Source organism: Mesorhizobium sp. BR1-1-6 (assembly GCF_020165355.1).
GTDB lineage: Bacteria > Pseudomonadota > Alphaproteobacteria > Rhizobiales > Rhizobiaceae > Mesorhizobium.
Map to the genome: position 1 here is coordinate 1 of NZ_JAIUHZ010000018.1, position 15427 is coordinate 15427.

The 15427-nt window shown below is 64.7% G+C and carries 10 protein-coding genes; 8 read left to right on the forward strand and 2 right to left on the reverse strand.

Translation table 11 applies throughout. The features are described from left to right. The coding region (locus tag LB545_RS24655; protein ID WP_224705988.1) for a peptidoglycan-binding protein at nucleotides 1-3727 on the reverse strand (3727 nt) is incomplete at its 3' end. Nucleotides 3728-4172: 445 nt separating this feature from the next. Between LB545_RS24655 and LB545_RS24660 the strand changes: the two genes are divergently transcribed. The 8 genes from LB545_RS24660 to LB545_RS24695 all read left to right on the forward strand — a co-directional run bounded on the left by LB545_RS24660 (nucleotide 4173) and on the right by LB545_RS24695 (nucleotide 13682). Beyond that, nucleotides 4173-4634: a MerR family transcriptional regulator gene (locus tag LB545_RS24660; protein ID WP_140497287.1), complete on the forward strand. Its 462-nt coding sequence runs from the start codon at nucleotides 4173-4175 to the stop codon at nucleotides 4632-4634. 260 nt (nucleotides 4635-4894) lie between these two features. After that, nucleotides 4895-6685, forward strand: a complete 1791-nt coding sequence (locus LB545_RS24665; protein ID WP_140560872.1) for an acyl-CoA dehydrogenase — start codon at nucleotides 4895-4897, stop codon at nucleotides 6683-6685. A 112-nt stretch (nucleotides 6686-6797) separates the two neighbouring features. Further along, a complete protein-coding gene (locus tag LB545_RS24670; RefSeq protein ID WP_140496673.1) occupies nucleotides 6798-7967 on the forward strand; it encodes an acyl-CoA dehydrogenase family protein in 1170 nt (389 codons plus the stop codon). A 31-nt stretch (nucleotides 7968-7998) separates the two neighbouring features. Next, nucleotides 7999-9207 (forward strand): acetyl-CoA C-acetyltransferase, encoded by a 1209-nt coding sequence (locus tag LB545_RS24675; protein ID WP_224705989.1) that lies wholly within the window; start codon nucleotides 7999-8001, stop codon nucleotides 9205-9207. A gap of 14 nt (nucleotides 9208-9221) precedes the next feature. Continuing rightward, nucleotides 9222-11441, forward strand: coding sequence for a 3-hydroxyacyl-CoA dehydrogenase NAD-binding domain-containing protein (locus LB545_RS24680; RefSeq protein WP_224705990.1), 2220 nt, complete (start codon nucleotides 9222-9224; stop codon nucleotides 11439-11441). Between the two features lie 64 nt (nucleotides 11442-11505). Beyond that, entirely contained in the window at nucleotides 11506-12051 is a 546-nt protein-coding gene (locus tag LB545_RS24685; protein ID WP_140624808.1) for a thioesterase family protein, read from the forward strand. Between the two features lie 123 nt (nucleotides 12052-12174). After that, complete coding sequence (locus LB545_RS24690; RefSeq protein ID WP_140496665.1) at nucleotides 12175-12819, forward strand: helix-turn-helix transcriptional regulator; 645 nt, start codon at nucleotides 12175-12177, stop codon at nucleotides 12817-12819. A gap of 11 nt (nucleotides 12820-12830) precedes the next feature. Beyond that, nucleotides 12831-13682 (forward strand): thermonuclease family protein, encoded by an 852-nt coding sequence (locus LB545_RS24695; protein WP_411971093.1) that lies wholly within the window; start codon nucleotides 12831-12833, stop codon nucleotides 13680-13682. Here LB545_RS24695 and LB545_RS24700 read toward each other — a convergent pair. After that, a complete protein-coding gene (locus tag LB545_RS24700; RefSeq protein WP_140523947.1) occupies nucleotides 13648-15294 on the reverse strand; it encodes a lysine--tRNA ligase in 1647 nt (548 codons plus the stop codon). The two genes, LB545_RS24695 and LB545_RS24700, sit on opposite strands and share 35 nt — an antisense overlap. Nucleotides 15295-15427: the final 133 nt, after the last annotated feature.

The following is a 15427-nucleotide window of genomic DNA, read 5'->3' on the forward strand; positions in this document are numbered from 1 at the left end:
CGGCGCGGGCGCGCTCGAGTTGCTCGGGACGCAGCGCGTTGGCGATCTCGTCGCGCTTGGCGGCAGCGTCCTTGTCGCCGGTCTTGGCGACGAGCGCGAACCATTTGTAGGACTCCTCCAGGTTCTGCTTCATGCCGACGCCCTTGGCGGCGAGGATGCCGAGATTGAACTGGCTGTCCTTCACGCCGAGATCGGCGGCCTCCTGGAACCAGTGCGCGGCCGATTCATTGTCGGTCACGCCGTCCGCGGCCATGGCGAACAGCACTGCCAGATTGTGCATTGCGCTGGCGTTGCCCTGCTCGGCGGCGAGCTGGTACCAGGTCTTCGACTTCTTGATGTCGCGCGGGACGCCGATGCCCTTCTCGTAGAAATTGCCGATGCGATACTCGGCCGGAGCGAAGCCGAGTTCCGCGGACTTTTCATACCATTTGGCCGCGGCTGCCATGTCTTCCTTGACGCCGCGCGCCTCGGAATAGCGCGAGCCGATCTCGAACAGCGCCTTGGCGTCGCCGGTGGCTGCGGCGTCGCGCAGTGCGACCGGGCCTGCATCGGCGGGAATGTCGAATTTGGCCGGGGCCGCGGGAGCGCCGGCGGGCACGACGGCGCCGGTGCTGTCATTGGCCATGGCCGGTGCAGCCACTGTCGGTTGGATACCGCTGTCCGCATCCGTCGTTTGCGCCCCGCCGGCGGCAGCGGAAGGTGCCGGAGAAGAAAGAGCCGCTGCGACGGAACCGGCGGAAATGGGTTCTGCCGAAGCCATCGCGTCGGAGCCTGCCGCACCCGAGCCGGCAGGCATGACGGGAGCCATCGCCGTCGGAGCCCGCTCCGCCGTCGGGCCAGCGTTCGTCGGCCCATCGCCGTCCGACGGCATGGCGAGCGCGGTCTGCGCCACCATGTCGTCCTCGGCCGCCGGAGCGGAGGGCTCGGCCTGCCTGACCTCACGGGCCGGTTCGCTGTTCGCTGCCGCCAACTGGGTTTCCGGCTTGGGCGGGCTCGCGGCGTCGACGGATGCGGTTTGCAGCGGCTGCGAGGCAACGGCCGGCGCGTCATTGCTTGCCACCTGGGCGGGATCAGCGAGGAACGCCTTGCCAAGCTGCAGGCCGGCAAGCGCCAGCATGATCGCAGCGGCCGCCATCAGAATCGGCTTGCGCCGCGCCTTGAGCAGGTCGCCGATCCTGAGCGCCTTCACCGGTCCCTTCATCGTCGACTGGCGCTTCAAGGCGTCGGCCTCGGCGGCGGCGGCCTGCGCCGCGCGGCGGGCCGCAGCGATGAAGTCCGATTTTGCGGCATCGCTGTCGCTGAGCTTTGCCGGTTGCCCGCGCTCGTCGCGCACGCGCTTCATGATGGCGTTGAGGTCGGGCGCGCCGGAGCCGGGCTCCAGTGGCCGGTTGGCCATTTTCGGGTCAAGCGGCTCGTCGAGATCGACGCTCGGGATTTCCGGACCCGGCATCGAGCCCGCCAGCGGCGGAACGTCTGCTTCCTTCTTGCCCTTGAAGGCGCGCGCCAAGCCGCCCAGCATCGATTTGCGGCGGCCGGTCGGCTCGCCCTTCCCGGCGATCGGATCGGAACCAAGCGCGGCCATGGCGGCGGCGGCCGCCGCCTCCGCGGGCGAGCGCGCACCCGGCCCGCGTGGCGAAGCAGGCTGGCTGCGCATGATCGCGGCGGCGCGGCCATCGAGATCGGCCATGTCCCCGGTCAGCGGCATGGGCTCGTCGATATCCATCGACGGAGCGTCCACGGCCATCTTGCCGGCTCGCGCACGGCGCTTGCCGATCGCTTCATCCGGGCGTGCGTCCAGGAGTTCGCTCATCGCCTCGGACGGTTCACCTGGTTCCAGCGAACCCAGCCTGTCGACGATCTTGAGCAGCGTGTCATGGATGGCCTCGAACGTTCTCGAGTTACGCTCGTCGGAACGGCGTGTCAGCGTCTCGAGTGTCTTCAGGTCCTGGGCAAGGCCGGAAACCGCCGACGTGTCGGCGCCTGAGCCGGCCAGCGAGCGCACCGCGTTCTCGGCCGCCTCGCGCGCCGCGCCAAGGATTGAGTCGCGCGTTCCCGCCAGCGCCTTCTCGATTTCATTGAGGCGTGGGCTGATGTCCTCGAACTCCGGCAGCGGTGCGCTGGGCCTGGACAGGTGGGCGGACAGGCTGGCGACTTGCGCCTCCAGGCTGCGGATCAGCGCCGGATCGATGCCGGCGACTTGCGCGGCGGACGAGTCCAGGCGGCTCGAAATGTCTTCGAGCCGGCTTTCCAGGCCACGGATCGCGGCTTCGCCGGCGGGGTCGGGAATGCGTGTTTCCATGCGCTTGGCGAGCGCCATGAAGCGGGCATCGATGGCTTCCATGATGCCGGCGCCGTCGACTTGCGGCATGCGCCGGTCGAGCCGGTCGGCAACCTCGTCCAGTCGGCGCTCAAGGTCGCGGAACAGCATGTTGCCCTGTTCGATGGCGTCGCCCTGGCGCCGTTCCATCATCGACGACAGCACGTCGAAGCGTTGCTCAAGCCCGTGGAAGATATAGTCGGCGTCGGGCATGACCGGCGCCCGGTCGATCTTGTCGGCGATGAGCGCGATCTGCTTGGCCAGCCGTTCCATCGCCTGCTCGGGCAGGGCGGCGCGGCCGGCGAGTTCGTCGACCCGGCTTGACAGCGTGTTCAGCCGGTCGACGACGGCGTTGCCGGGGTGGTCCTGCGCCACTTCCTCGATCTGCCGGGCGAGCGAATCGATCCGTTTCTCGATGCGCTCGAAGGCTTCATGGTCGAGCGTATTGGCCTGTGCCGCGACGGTCGAGGCGACGATGGCGCGGGAGATCTCGTCCAGCCGCTCGTCGATCATGGCCAGCGTGCTGCCGCCGCGATTGTCCTGCTGGCTGGCGAAATGATCCACGGCGCTGGCCAGCGTGCGGACCTTTTCCTCCAGCGAGCGCAGGGATAGCGATTCCGGCAGGTTGTTGACGGCGTTGCTGATCTGCTCCAGCCGATCGGTCAGGCCCGAAATGGCGGGGTCCGGTGAGCGGTTGCGCTGGTCGGCGTCGACGCGGTCCTCGAAGGCTGTCCAGCGACGATCGAAATCGTCCCAGCGGCGGTCGACCTTCTGCACGCTCTCCTCGCGCGCCAGCGTGTCGAGCGCGGCTTTGACCTGTTCGAGTTCGAGCCGCAGCATGTTGACGCTTCTGTCGTCGCTTTTTTCCGACAGCGTCTTGATGGCGCCGGAAAGCCGCTCGAATTCGAGGCCGAGTTCGGCGCTGCCCTTGCCCGAAGCGCCTGACTTGGCGTTTGCCAGCAGTGCGCGGTCGATGTCCTTGCGCAGCGCCTCGAATTCGCTCTGCAGCCCGGCAGTCATCTGGTGGCGCAATTCCTCGCGCATGCCGCGCAGCTCGCCGGCGATCTTGCCGACCATGGCAACGCTGTCTTCCTGGCCGCGGATGCGGTCGATATCGCGGGCAAGGTTCTGGTAGTTCTGGCCGACGGCCGGCGCCGGCATCGGGGCCTCCGGATGCGGCGCGGGCTGCGGATCCTGATACCAGCGCGGCCGAGCCGAAGGCTGTGCTGCGGGATAGCGCGGTTCGGCGCCATATTGGCGGGGATCGGGACGTGCCATCGTATCCTCGCGCGTCCTCTCCAGCCGCTGTTCAAGCGTCTCCAGCGAGCGGTTCAACTGCTCGAGCGTGGTCTGAGGCCTGCGCTGCCTGCCGGCGTTGAGTGTGTCGAGGTAGGACCGCTTGCTGTTCATCGGTGCGTCCGTCTTTCAGATTGGCCGGTTTGCGACCAGCTCCCCAAATCCTCGCCGGAACGAAGGCGACCGCACACGGTGGAAGACAAGCTTCCCGGGGTTCACCCGCGCTCCGAAAAACCGTGAAAAAATCGATACAGGATAAACACGGGTAGCCGACATGCGCACAATTCGCCCAACGTGGTAAACAACGCGTTAACCAAGCTTAAGAAGTTGCGACGAAGTTCGCGGTGAACCGGCCGCTGCGGCATAAAGCGCCGCCCGCACAACGCCCTTGCGTCATGAGAAGGCTATCGGTATAGAATTGACGTAAACGTAAAAGGCGCATCAAGCGTGCTGTTTGCGATTTGTTTGTCGAAACCACGGCTGGAAGCACGCCCCCGCTTTCAGTCAGGCATCGCTTGGTCCAGGACCGCGACGCCACAGACGGGGAAAGCCAGTGACCATGAAGCTTATCTCGGCCGGCGAGACCGCGGCCAATACCAACACTATATCCGTTGACTCGGGCGAGGACCTCGTCCGCATCGGCGAAATGGCCAAGAAATACGGCGTGACGCTGCGCACGCTGCGTTTCTACGAAGACAAGGGCCTGCTCAACCCGCAGCGCGACGGTTCAACCCGCCTCTACACGCGCCGCGACAGGGTTCGGCTGAAACTGATCCTGCTCGGCCGCAAGGTCGGGTTCTCGTTGCGCGACGTCAAGCAGATGATGGATCTCTATGATCCCACCGGCTCCAACACCAAGCAGTTGCGGCTGGCATTGGACAAGTCGGAGAAGCAGCTTGCCCGCCTCCAGAAGCAGCGGACGCTTATCGATGACGCCATCAGCGAGTTGAGCACGTCCATGGCTGCCGTCCGGCAGATGCTGGTCGAGCGCTCGGCGCCGCAGGCGAGCGTCGCCGGCTGATTTGGCCCGCCGCCTTGCGGCGCAACATCCATGATCGAAAAAAGCCGTGTGGCGAGTGCCACGCGGCTTTTTTCATTGAGGGTTCCACCACATGCACTGCATCGCCTCCGGTTTGCTGCAGTGCAGGAGAAATTTTGTCGCATCGGCTGAATTGACGTTTACGCAAACGTCAATTTTTGTTATCTCCCGCTGAACACGGGTCCGCATGCCGCCTGACAGAATTCAGGGGTTCGGATCAGGTTCGCAGGGTGGAGAAGAGCATGCCGATCTACAGGGCGCCGGTGCAGGATACGCTGTTCGTGCTCAACGAGGTGCTGGGCTACCAGCGCTATTCCAATCTCCCCGGCTTTTCCGATGCAACGCCCGACGTGCTGGAGGCGATCCTCGTCGAGGGCGCCAAGCTCGCGGAAAACGTCATGCATCCGCTCAACCGTGTCGGCGACATGGAAGGCTGTGTGCGCCATGACGATGGCTCGGTGACGACGCCGAGGGGCTTCAAGGAAGCCTTCGATCAGTATCGCGAGGGCGGCTGGATGGGGCTGGCGGCGCCCGTCGAGTTCGGCGGCCAGGGCCTGCCCTATGCCGTGCATACCGCCGTGGCCGAGTATATGGTGTCGGCCAATATGTCGCTGATGATGTATCCGGGCCTGACGCAGGGCGCGATCGCGGCGATCATCACCCATGGCACCGACGAGCAGAAAGCCAAATGGCTGCCGAAGATGGTCGAGGGCGCCTGGACCGGCACCATGAACCTGACCGAGCCGCATTGCGGTACCGATCTGGGCCTGCTGCGCACCAAGGCCGTGCCGAATGGCGACGGCACTTACAAGATCTCGGGCCAGAAGATATTCATCTCGGCCGGCGAGCACGACATGGCGGACAACATCGTCCACCTGGTGCTGGCCCGCATCGAGGGAGCGCCCGAAGGGGTGAAGGGCATCTCGCTGTTCATCGTGCCGAAGCTCAAGCTCGATGCTTCTGGCAATCCCGATGAGAGGAACACCGTCTCCTGCGGTTCGATCGAGGAGAAGATGGGCATCCACGGCAATTCGACCTGCGTCATGAATTATGACGAGGCGCAAGGCACGCTGCTGGGCGAGGCCAATGGCGGCCTCAAGGCGATGTTCACGATGATGAACGAGGCGCGGCTCGGCGTCGGCCTGCAGGGGCTTTCGCTGTCGGAGATTGCCTACCAGAATGCCGTCGCCTACGCCAAGGACCGCTTGCAGGGCCGCTCGCTGTCGGGACCGAAGGCGCCGGACAAGAAGGCCGATCCGATCATCGTCCATCCCGACATCCGCCGCAGCCTGATGACCATGAGGGCCTTCAACGAGGCCGGCCGTGCGCTGGCGCTGTGGACGGCGATCAAGTCGGACATCGCCCATCGCTCCGCCGACGACAAGGACCGCCAGGCGGCCGACGACTACACCGGGCTGATGACGCCGGTGGTCAAGGGCGTGCTCACCGACAAGGGCTTCGATCACGCCGTGATGGCGCAGCAGGTGTTCGGCGGCCATGGCTACATCGAAGAGCACGGCATGAGCCAGTTCGTGCGCGATGCCCGCATCGCCATGATCTATGAAGGCGCCAACGGCATCCAGGCGCTCGACCTCGTCGGCCGCAAGCTGGGTCTGAACGGCGGCCGCGCGGTGCAGTTGTTCTTCAAGGAAGTCGGCGAGTTCTGCGAAGAGAACCGCGCCGACGAGAAGATGGCCCCCTTCACCAAGGCATTGAAGAAGAGCCTCAACGATCTTCAGACGGCGACCATGTGGCTGCTGCAGAACGGCATGGCCAAGCCCGACAATGCCGGCGCCGCCTCGACCGACTACATGCATCTCTTCGGCCTCGTGGCGCTCGGCTATATGTGGGCGCAGATGGCCAGGGCCGCCCAAGGCAAGCCGGGCGCCAACGGCGCGTCGTCCTTCTACGACAACAAGCTGGTGACGGCGCGCTTCTTCATGGAGCGGATCATGCCGGAAACCGCGACGCGTCTCGCCCGCATCTCCAGTGGCGCCGATACGTTGATGGCACTGCCGGCGGAAGCGTTCTAGAAATGGTCCCTCTCCCTTTGAGGGGAGGGCGGTCCAGAGGGGCCGGGAGGGGGCGCCGCGACAGTGCGCGGATCTCAATTTCGATGGCAGACCTTGGGAGGAAGATCATCGCATGACCAACCCAGCCGAAATCCTTGGCCTGCCGAAGCCCGCCTGGGCGGCGGACGAGGTCGGCATGCTCTACGACATGGCGCACCGCTTCATGTCCGAAGAGATCGCGCCGCGTTACGACGAGTTTGAGAAGAACGAAATGGTCGACCGCGAGAGCTGGCTGAAGGCCGGTGCCGCCGGCCTGCTCTGCGCCTCCATGCCGGAGGAATATGGCGGATCGGGCGGCACCTTCGCCCATGAGAGCGCCATCATCGAAGCCATCGGCCATGTCGGCGTCGATGGCTTCGGCATCGGCCTGCACAATTCCATCGTCGCCCCCTACATCCTCCACTACGGCTCGGAGGAGCAAAAGAAGAAATGGCTGCCGAAGCTCGCCACCGGCGAACTGATCGGCGCCATCGCCATGACGGAGCCCGGCGCCGGCTCCGACCTGCAAGGCGTCAAGACGCGGGCCGAGAGGGACGGCAACCAATACAAGATCAATGGCTCCAAGACCTTCATCACCAATGGCCAGCTTGCCAATTTCATCATCGTCGTCACCAAGACCGATCCGGACAAGGGCGCCAAGGGCACTTCGCTGATCGTCGTCGAGACCGACGAGGTCGATGGCTTCGAGCGCGGCCGCAACCTCGACAAGATCGGCCTGAAAGCCAATGACACATCGGAGCTGTTCTTCAACGATGCGCGTGTGCCGACCTCCAACCTGCTCGGCCACGAGGAGGGACAAGGCTTCATCCAGCTCATGCAGCAATTGCCGCAGGAGCGTTTGCAGATCGGCACCGGCGCGATTGCCATGGTCGAGCGCGCGCTGGCGCTGACCATCGAATACGTCAAGGAGCGCAAGGCGTTCGGCAAGGCGGTCATCGATTTCCAGAACACCCAGTTCAAGCTGGCCGAACTGAAGACCGAGGCCACGATCGGCCGCGTCTTCTACAATGATTGCGTGGCGCGCCACATCGATGGCGGTCTCGATCCGGTGACGGCGTCGATGGCCAAGTACTGGCTTTCCGACCTGCAGGGCAAAGTCGTCGACGAATGCCTTCAACTGCATGGCGGCTATGGCTACATGAATGAATATCCGATCGCCCGCATGTTCCGCGACGCCCGCGTCCAGCGCATCTATGGCGGCACCAACGAGATCATGAAATTGCTGATCGGCCGCTCGCTCTGAGCATCGGTCGGCAAACCCAAGGAGCAGGAAAATGGCCGAAGCTTACGTCTATGACGCCGTTCGCACGCCGCGCGGCAGGGGCAAGAAGGATGGCTCGCTGCACGAAGTGCCGGCAGTGCGGCTCGCCGCCAGGACGCTGGAGGCGCTGCGCGACCGCAACGGGCTCGACACTGCAACTGTCGACGACATCATCTTCGGTTGTGTCGACCCGGTCGGCGAGGCGGGGTCGGTCATTCCGCGCGCCGCGGCCTTCGAGGCCGGCTACGCGACCTCGGCGCCCGGCATGCAGATCTCGCGCTTCTGCGCCTCCGGCCTCGACGCCATCAATTTCGGCGCCGCCAAGATAGCCCAGGGCGCCGATGAGATCGTCATTGCCGGCGGTGTCGAATCGATGTCGCGCGTCGGCATGGGCGCCTCGGGTGGCGCCTGGTTCATGGACCCTTCGGTCGGCCTGCCCGGCTGGTTCGTGCCGCAAGGTATTTCGGCCGACCTGATCGCCACAAAATACGGCTTCAGCCGGGACGATGTCGACGCCTACGCCGTCGAGAGCCAGAAGCGCGCGGCAAAATCCTGGGCCGATGGCCGCTTCAAGAATTCGGTGATTCCGATCAAGGATCAGAATGGCCTCACCATCCTCGACCATGACGAGCATATGCGCCCATCGACCGACATGCAGTCGCTGGCCTCGCTCAATCCCTCCTTCGTCATGCCCGGCGAAATGGGCGGCTTCGACGCCGTCGCGGTGCAGAAGCATCCGGAAGTGGAGGAGGTCAATCACGTCCACCATGCCGGCAATTCGTCGGGCATCGTCGATGGCGCGGCGGCCGTGCTGCTCGGTTCGAAGAAGGCCGGCAAGGCCATGGGCCTGAAACCGCGCGCGCGCATCCGCGCCTTCGCCAACATCGGCTCCGAGCCGGTGCTGATGTTGACCGGCCCCGTTGACGTCACCGAGAAGCTGTTGAAGCGCGCCAAGATGAAGCTGTCGGACATCGATCTGTTCGAGCTCAACGAGGCCTTCGCCTCCGTGGTGCTGCGCTACATGCAGGCCTTCGATATCGAGCACGACAGGATCAACGTCAATGGCGGCGCCATCGCCATGGGCCATCCGCTGGGCGCCACCGGCGCGATGATCTTCGGCACCGTGCTGGACGAGCTCGAGCGCCGCGATTTGAACACCGCGCTGGTGACGCTGTGCATCGGCGCCGGCATGGGCACCGCAACCATCATCGAACGCGTCTGACGGGGAGAGAAACGATGAGCTACACCAATTTCACCCTCGACATCGACGCCGACGGCATTGCGCTGGTCACCTGGAACATGCCGGACCGCTCGATGAACGTCTTCACCGAGGAGGTGATGCGCGAGCTGAACGCCATTGTCGACAGGGTGGCGGGCGACGCCGCCATCAAGGGCGCGGTCATCACCTCCGGCAAGGATACGTTCTCAGGCGGCGCCGACATCACCATGCTCCAGAAGATGCTGACGACCTTCGCGGCTGAAAAGGGCAAGGATCTCGAAAAGGCGACCAGGGCGCTGTTCGAAAACGCCGGCACCATGACCGGTCTGTTCCGGAAGCTGGAAACATCGGGCAAGCCGTGGGTTTCAGCAATCAACGGCACCTGCATGGGCGGTGCATTCGAAATGTCGCTGGCCTGCCATGGCCGCGTCGCCGCCGATTCCGACAAGGTGAAGATGGCGCTCCCCGAGGTGAAGATCGGTATTTTCCCGGGCGCCGGCGGCACCCAGCGGGTGCCGCGTCTCACCGACCAGCAGCAGGCGCTGCAAATGCTGACCTCCGGCCAGAACCTGTCGCCGCAGAAGGCGAAGGCGATGGGCCTGATCCACGAGGTCGCCGAGCCGGCCAAGCTGGTCGAGACTGCGAAGGCCATGATCAGGAACGGCCTCAAGCCGGTAGCGCCGTGGGACGAGAAGGGATTCAAGCTGCCCGGCGGCCCGGTCTATTCGGCGGCGGGCGCTAATCTGTGGCCGCCGGCCATCGCCATCCTGCGCCGCGAGACCTATGGCAATTATCCGGCCGCCGCGGCGATCCTGAAATGCGTCTATGAGGGCCTGTTGGTGCCGTTCGACACCGCGCTCAGGATCGAACAGCGCTATTTCACGGAGATCATGCAGACCAAGGAAGCGGCGGCGATGATCCGCTCGCTGTTCGTGTCGTTGCAAGAACTCAACAAGGGCGCGCGCCGCCCGGCCGGCGTGCCGGAAACCAGGTTCAAGAAGATCGGTATTCTCGGCGCGGGCTTCATGGGCGCCGGTATCGCCTATGTCACGGCCAAAGCCGGCATTCCGGTGGTGCTGCTCGACCGCGACATGGAGTCCGCCGAGAAGGGCAAGGCCCATTCGGATGGCCTGATCTCGGATCAGGTGAAGAAGGGCCGTGCCAAGCCTGAGGACAAGGACAGGCTCCTGTCGCTGATCACGCCGACATCGGACTATGCCGACCTTGCCGGCTGCGATCTCGTGGTCGAGGCGGTGTTCGAGGATTCCGCGGTGAAGAAAAGCGCTATCGAACAGGCGGAAGCGGCGCTGAAGTCGTCGGCGGTCTTCGCGTCGAACACCTCGACCATTCCGATCACCGCCCTGGCCAAGAATTCGGCGCGGCCGAAGAATTTCATCGGCATCCATTTCTTCTCGCCGGTCGACAGGATGATGCTGGTCGAAATCATCCTTGGCAAGAAGACCGGTGACAAGGCGCTGGCCACCGCGATCGACTTCGTGCGCGCCATCAAGAAAACGCCGATCGTCGTCAACGATACGCGCGGTTTCTACGTCAACCGCTGCGTCCTGCGCTATATGTCGGAAGCTTACAAGATGTTGATCGAGGGCGTTCCGGCGCCGATGATCGAGAACGCCGCCAAGGCCGCCGGCATGCCGGTCGGCCCGCTGGCGTTGACCGACGAGACGGCCATCGACCTTGCCCAGAAGATCATGAAGCAGACCATCAGGGATCTCGGCGAGAAGGCGGTCGACCCGAAGCAGATGGCGCTGATCAACACCATGGTCGACGACCACGGCCGCTTCGGCCGCAAGAACGGCAAGGGCTTCTACGACTATCCGGCCAAGCCGGCCAAGAAGAAGCTGTGGCCGGGCCTTAAGGAGCTCTATCCGCAGCTCAAGCCGGAGAAGGTCGACTATGCGGAATTGCAGCAGCGCCTGCTGGTCACCATCGCGTTGGAAGCGGCCCGGGTGATGGAGGAGGGCATCGTCACCGATCCGCGCGAGGCCGATGTCGGCTCGATCCTGGCCTTCGGCTTCGCGCCCTATACGGGCGGCGCGCTGTCCTACATCGACGGCATCGGCGCCGGGCAGTTCGTCAAGATCGCAAAGGGCTTGCAGAAGAAATACGGCGCAGAGTTCAAGACGCCCAGGCTGCTGCTCGACATGGCAGAGAAGGGCGAGACTTTCTACCAGCGCTTCGACCCCTACGCGAAGGGCGACGTGAAGCAGGCGGCCTGAGCGTGGTCGGAATCAAAGATGCCGCGGCGTCCCTGGCGCGTCCGAAAAGACGCGCCGCGCCGTAATGTATGTCTGGGGGCGCCTTGCGCGTATGATGGCCACGGCGGGCAGCCGTGGCTCCTACCAGATGGGTGACGAAAGCCGGTTGGCCTTTCGCTGCCTGCCGACGGACATCGATTTCAATCGCCATCTCAACAATGCCCGCTACATGATGCTGGCGGACCTTGGCCGCATCGATATCTTCATCCGCGCCGGCCTCATCACGCTGGCGAGAACGAATGGCTGGGCGCCGATGATCGGCGGGCTGCAATCGGCCTATGTGCGTGAGATCAAACTGTGGCGGCGTTTCGAAGTGGTGTCTTCGATCGAGACCTGGGAAGGCAGCCAGGTCATCGGCAAGCACCGTTTCGTCCTCGACAATGGCGAGACCGCCGCATTGATCATGACGACAGCCGGCGTCTACGACCGCGCCGCCCGGCGCTTTCTCGATATTGACGAGGTCGTCGCCGCGCTTGGCCGCTCCGCCCAGCCGCGTCCGCCCAGCGAAGCCGAGCGGGCGTTCATGGCCTCGCACCGGAACCTCCGCGAGCAGGCCAAGCGGATCGGTTGACCCGGGAACCGGAATTGGCGCGGCCAGCAGGAAGATGTGATGCGATGCCACAGCCGGTGGACAAACCTTCATTCGAAGACTAGAAAGGAAAGGCATTTTTTCCTTTTTGCAAGGAGAGCGGAATTGCTCTCGCATGACCGTGTTTGGGCCGCCATCGACGCTCTGGCCGAGCGGTATTCGCTCTCGGCTTCCGGCTTGGCGAAGCGGGCCGGCCTTGATTCGACTGCCTTCAACAAGTCGAAGCGACTGTCGTCGGACGGCAGGCCACGCTGGCCCTCGACCGAATCGCTGGCCAAGATCATCGAGGCGACGGGCGCTTCGCTCGACGAATTCACCGGGCTGATAGAAGGTCGGGCCGGCCACGGCGCGATGCCCGCCCGCGGGCGTGCCGTTCCGCTGCTCGGCTTTGCCCAGGCCGGCGCCGGCGGGTTTTTTGACGATGCCGGCTTCCCGGCCGGTCAAGGCTGGGATCTGGTGGAACTGCCGGCGCAATCGACCGAGAGTTCCTATGCGCTTCAGGTGCAAGGCGATTCAATGCTGCCGCTCTACCGCAATGGCGACGTGCTCATCGTCGAGCCGGCAGCCCTCATCCGCAAGGGCGATCGCGTCGTCGTCAAGACGACGGGCGGCGAGGTGATGGCCAAGGTGCTCGATCGCCAGACCGCCAGGTCGATCGCACTGGTTTCGCTCAATCCCGATCATCCGGACCGCGACATTCCCATGCGCGAGGTTGAATGGGTGGCGCGGATCGTCTGGGCAAGCCAATAGGGTGCGGGCTGGTGCGGCTTCCTCATCTTGTCCTTGCGGTTCTGATGGTCCCTGGAATGGCCGCGCTGGTAGTCGCCGGCGGCCGCGCGCTGAAGAGCGGCGAAGCTGCCGTCGCGGTGGAACAGATCGATCCGAGCGCCGATACGGTCTCTCAGCCAGGCACCGACGGCGTGCCGGAGGAGCCGGCCACATCGGCCATTGCCGCTCCGCCGCCCCCCGCCGCTAGCCCGCACTCGCGTGCGATCGATCCCCAAGTCGTGGCGCCGCCGGAGCTTCCCAGCAAGGAGCTGGAGCGGGTGGAGCCGCGCGCGCCGTTGAGCAAGCTGGCGCTGGCCATGCCGCCCAAGCCGAAAATGCCGGACGACTGGAAAGGGACGAAGCTGTTCCAGCCGGTCGCGCCCGCCGCCGGACTGATCGAGGCGAAGGGCTATTCTGTCGCGGTTTCCGGCGTCGACATTGTCGGGCAGGACGAGACCTGCACCTCGGACGGTAAATCCTGGCCCTGCGGCGTCCGCGCGCGCACGGCGTTCCGCGCCTTCCTGCGCGGCCGGGCGGTGGTCTGCGCCGTGCCGCCGGCAGTCGGCCGCGACCTGATCGCCGCCGACTGCCGGATCGGCAAGCAGGATGTCGGCCGATGGCTGGTCGAGAACGGCTGGGCGCGCGCCGCCAAAGGCGGCCCTTACGTCGAAGTCGGGGAAAAAGCGCGCAGCGAAAGGAAAGGCATTTTCGGATCGGCGCCAAGCCTTTCAGGCGTGCCTTCGATGCCGGCCGCGCGCGCCCCGGCGCCGCAAGCGCCGGGCTCGATCTTGGAAGAGGTCGGCGGCATTCTCAAGCCAGCTGACCAGCCAACGCCTTCTGAATGAGCCCGCGCGTCTCGGCGATGCCGTAGAGTGCCGCGAACGAGCCGAAGCGCGGTCCGCGCTCCTGCCCGATCAGCACCTGGTAGATCATCTGGAAGAAGGCGCCCGAAACGCCCGGACCACCTTCGGGGCTCTTCTTGGAATGATCCTGATAGCGTTCCACCTTGCGGGCGACGTTGAGCGCGGCGTTCTGGATCGCCTCGCCGTCCGAGCCCGCCGGCAGGGCGCCGAGCGCCTGATCCAACGCTTCCAGCGCCTCCCGCTCGACGTCGTCGGGCGCGCGGAAGGTCTTCGTCGGCTTCACGAAATCGTCGAAATAGCGGATCGCATAACCCGTCAGCCTGTCGAGCTCAGGGTGGGTCGCCGGCGTCACGCCCCGCACATGGCGCGAGATGAAGCCCCACAGCACGTCCTTATTCTGCGCATTGGAGGCGCTGACCAGGTTGAGCAGCAGCGAGAACGGCACGGGCATGTCGATGGCGGGCGGATTGCCGTCGTGCATGTGCCAGACCGGGTTGCCCAGCCGTTCCTTCCAGTCCTGCCTCCGATAGGCTGCAAGGAAGGTGTAATATTCGTCCACGGCCCGGGGGATGACGTCGAAATAGAGCTTCTTGGCCTGTCGCGGCCGCTGGTACATATAGAGTCCCAGGCTCTCCGTCGGCGCGTAGGTCAGCCATTCGTCGATGGTCAGCCCATTGCCCTTGGATTTGGAGATCTTCTGGCCGTTCTCGTCCAGGAACAGCTCGTAGACGAAATGTTCCGGCGCGTGCCCGCCGAGGATGTTGCAGATGCGGTCATAGACCACCGCATTGGTCTGATGGTCCTTGCCGAACATCTCGAAATCGACGCCAAGGGCCGCCCAGCGCATGCCGAAATCGGGCTTCCACTGCAGCTTCACCTTGCCGCCGGTAACCGGCAGCGTGGTCTCGGTACCGTCATCGTCGAAGGTGATGGTGCCCGCCCTGGCATCGACATGCTTCATGGGAACGTAGAGCACGCGGCCGCTCTTCGGCGAGATCGGCAGGAACGGGCTGTAGGTCGCCTGCCGCTCCTCTCCCAGCGTCGGCAGCATCACCGCCATGATCTGGTCGTAGCGTTCGGCCGCGCGCAACAGCATCGCGTCGAAGCGGCCGGTCTTGTAGTACTGCGTCGCGCTGGCGAACTCGTAGTCGAAGCCGAACGTGTCGAGGAAGCGGCAGAGCATCGCGTTGTTGTGGTCGGCGAAACTCGCATAATCGCCGCCGAAAGGGTTGGGCACCGAAGACAGCGGCTTGTGCAGGTGCGGCTCCAGCGCCGCGCGATCCGGCACGCTGTCGGGTATCTTGCGCATGCCGTCCATGTCGTCGGAAAAGCACAGCAGCTTGGTGGCGACCTTGTCCTGCGTGATGACGCGGAAGGCATGCCGCACCATCGACGTGCGCGCCACCTCGCCGAACGTGCCGATATGCGGCAGGCCGGACGGGCCATATCCGGTTTCGAACAGCACCGTTTGCGGGAGTTCGCGGCCCTTGTAGCGCTCGATGATCTTGCGAGCTTCCTCGAACGGCCACGCCTTGCTTTCGGCCGCCGCCGTCAGCACTTCGGGATTGAGATCGATGATGTTTGATCCCGCCATGTCACTGTTTTCCAAATTAGACGCCGGCAAAGCCGCAAGTGAGGATTTTCAACCGGTCTCTATGCGCGCCTGACCGGAGCGTCAACGAGCGCGGCGCTTTTTCCTTGCAGCGCAGGGAACGCGTTCCTACCTT